Annotated in this window: 2 protein-coding genes; both read left to right on the top strand. The window is 59.2% G+C overall.

All coding sequences use genetic code 11. From position 1 onward, the window contains the following. On the top strand, positions 1-289 hold a 289-nt coding region (locus V0288_RS24910; RefSeq protein WP_422662077.1), incomplete at its 5' end, for a hypothetical protein. Next, the gene (locus V0288_RS24905) at positions 172-2727 is read left to right on the top strand and encodes a methyl-accepting chemotaxis protein (RefSeq protein ID WP_332867899.1); all 2556 of its coding nucleotides are present in this window, start codon (positions 172-174) and stop codon (positions 2725-2727) included. The genes V0288_RS24910 and V0288_RS24905, both read left to right, overlap by 118 nt. The last annotated feature ends 115 nt before the right edge of the window (positions 2728-2842 follow it).

Below are 2842 nucleotides of genomic sequence, written 5' to 3'. Positions count from 1 at the left end.
AGGAGTCAGGAGTCAGGAGTCAGGAGTCAGGAGTCAGGAGTCAGGAGGCAGGAGAAAACAATATATATTCTTTCCTCACCTCCCCCATCTCCCTCACCTTCCTCACCTCCCCCATCTCTCCATCTCCCTCATCTCTCCATCCCGCAACGATTACCGAGAACCGATCGAAACATGGACACGCGCCTACGAGATAGCCAACCCAACGGTACATCCGTCCCTTCCCTACCGTCGAGAACGGGAATTTTCCGAACGTCCCTCGATCGAACCGGTCGATCGATCGCCCTGTTAACCCTACTCGCGGTCGGTAGTGTCGCCCTCGGGGGAATCAACGTCGCGCTCGCCGATCGGGGGAAAGAATCCGCCACCCCCGCCAAAATTAACGCGAACAAATCGATCGTCGCCCGAGAGCCGCGAGAAGCTAACATTTCTCCCGACAACGGGTTCGAGGGGGGCGGTTTACTCGTTCTCTCCCTCGTCGTTCTCGGCCTCGTTCCCGCGCTCGCCTGGCTGATCGGTCGCTCGAATTCCCGATCGATCGGGCGATTGCGACAGGTAACGGGCGAGATCGCCCGCGGTAACTATCGGGCGAGAGCGGACATCGATAGCGGCGGGGACACCGGCAAACTGGCCGGGGACTTGAACGCGATGGCCGAGAGTATAGAGCGCGAGCGTCGGGATTTGATGCAAAAGACGGAAATGTACCGTTTTCTCGTCGATCTCGCCGTTAACGGGCAGAATACGAACGATTTCCTCGATCGAACCGTCGGGATAGCCCGATCGATCCTCGCGGTCGATCGCCTCTTGATCTATCGTTTCGGGAAAGATAAACGGGGTTATGTCGCGTGCGAGTCGGTGAACGACAACCTACCGAGCGCGATCGGGGAACGGGCGATCGATACCTGTATTCCCGAAACCATTCTCAACGCCTACCTTCAGGGGCGGAGTGTCGCGATCGACGAGGTGGCGACCGCGGACATCCACGCCGATCACCGGCGGTTACTCGATCGACTCGGGGTGAAAGCCAGCGCGATCGCGCCGATCCGGTCCGGCGAAGAACTCTTCGGTCTGCTGATCGCCCATCGTTGCGATCGGGCCCGAAAATGGCGGGAAACCGAGATCGACTTTCTCCAACAACTGGCCGGACGGATTCCGATCGCCCTGGAATCGAGCGCCGGAAAGCGGGAGAGAGAGCTAGGAACCGTCCTCTTCACCCGACTCCAAGAAATTACCCGAGCGCTCTCCCGTTCTTCCGAAGAAAGAGAACTGCTCGAACTCGCCGTCACCGAGAGCCGAGCGGCGCTACGGGCCGATCGAACGATCGTCTACTGTTTCGATGAAAACTGGGTCGGCACGATCGTCGCCGAATCCGTCGATCGTCGCTATCCGGCGAGTTTGGGGGCGACGATCGGCGATCCCTGTTTCGCGGAACGGTACGTCGATCCCTACCGTCAGGGACGGGTTCGGGCGATCGACGATATTCAGGCCGCGGGACTCACCGACTGTCACCTGCAACAACTCGAACCCTACGCCGTCAAAGCCAACCTCGTCACCCCGATCCTCGTGTCGGGGCAGTTATACGGTTTGTTGATCGCCCATCATTGCGGTTCCGTTCACGATTGGCAGGGAGTGGAAAGCGACTTTCTCGCACAAGTGGCCATTCACGTCGGTTCTATTCTGGAACGGTTCTATCTCCAGACCGTACAGAAAGCGGCGGAAGAAGAAGAAAGAAAGGCGCGCGAGAGAATCCAACAACGGGCGATCGAGTTACTGATGGAGATCGATCCGCTCCGGCAGGGCGATTTAAGTATTCGGGCCACCGTCACCGAGGACGAGATCGGCACGATCGCCGAAGCCTACAACGCCTCCGTCGAGAATCTTCGTCAGGTCGTCACCCGCGTGCGAACCGTTACCGAGAACCTGACCGATACCACCAGCGGATCGTCCGACTCGCTGAAATCTCTCGCGAGCGGGATTTCTTTACAGGTAGAGGAAATTCGCGCTTCTCTCGCGAAAATCGAGGAAATGCAGGCGGCGATCGAGCGGGTGGCTCTAAACGCCCGTCAAGCTTCCTCCACGGTGAGCGAAACCCTCGAATCCGTTTTCCGATCGGAAACCTCGATGGCCCGCACCGTGGACGGAATGCGATCGATCCGGGAAACCGTCAGTCAATCCGCCCGTAAAATCGAAAAGCTCGGGGAATACTCGCAGAAAATCGCCAAAGTGGTCAACCTGATCGGTCGTTTCGCCGCCCAAACCCATCTACTCGCCCTGAAAGCCTCGATCGAGGCGGCGCGGGCGGGAGAAGAGGGACGCGGTTTCGCCGTGATCGCCGACGAGGTACGCGCCCTCGCCTCGCAATCCGCGGAAGCCACCGCCGAGATCGAAACCCTGGTACTCGGTATCCAGAACGAGACCAAAGAGGTCGCCCTAACGATGGAAACGGGAACCGAACAGGTCGCGATCGGTAGCCAACTCCTCGAAGAAACCCGTCTCGGCTTGGAACGGATCACCGCGACGGGCCGACAGATCGACGAGCTAGTGAAAACGATCGCCGAATCCGCCACCGTCCACGGCCGCACCGGACAAACGGTACGTCAAGAACTCCTAGAAGTTTCCTCCCTTTCCGAACAAACCTGTCTCTCGGCCGAAGAGGTCTCCACTTCCCTCGATCTCCTTCTCCAGTCCGCGCGATCGCTAGAGGAAAGCGTCGCCCGGTTTAAGGTGTAAAGGCTACGAGGCAGGAGGCAGGAGGCAGGAGTCAGGAGTCAGGAGTCAGGAGGCAGGAGTCAGGAGGCAGGAGGCAGGAGTCAGGAGTCAGGAGGCAGGAGTCAGGAGGCAGGAG

It is taken from the genome of Pannus brasiliensis CCIBt3594, from assembly GCF_036688125.1.
Lineage (GTDB): Bacteria > Cyanobacteriota > Cyanobacteriia > Cyanobacteriales > Microcystaceae > Pannus > Pannus brasiliensis.
The sequence above is the reverse complement of the archived record's forward strand: the minus strand, read 5'-3'. Positions and strand labels throughout refer to the sequence as shown.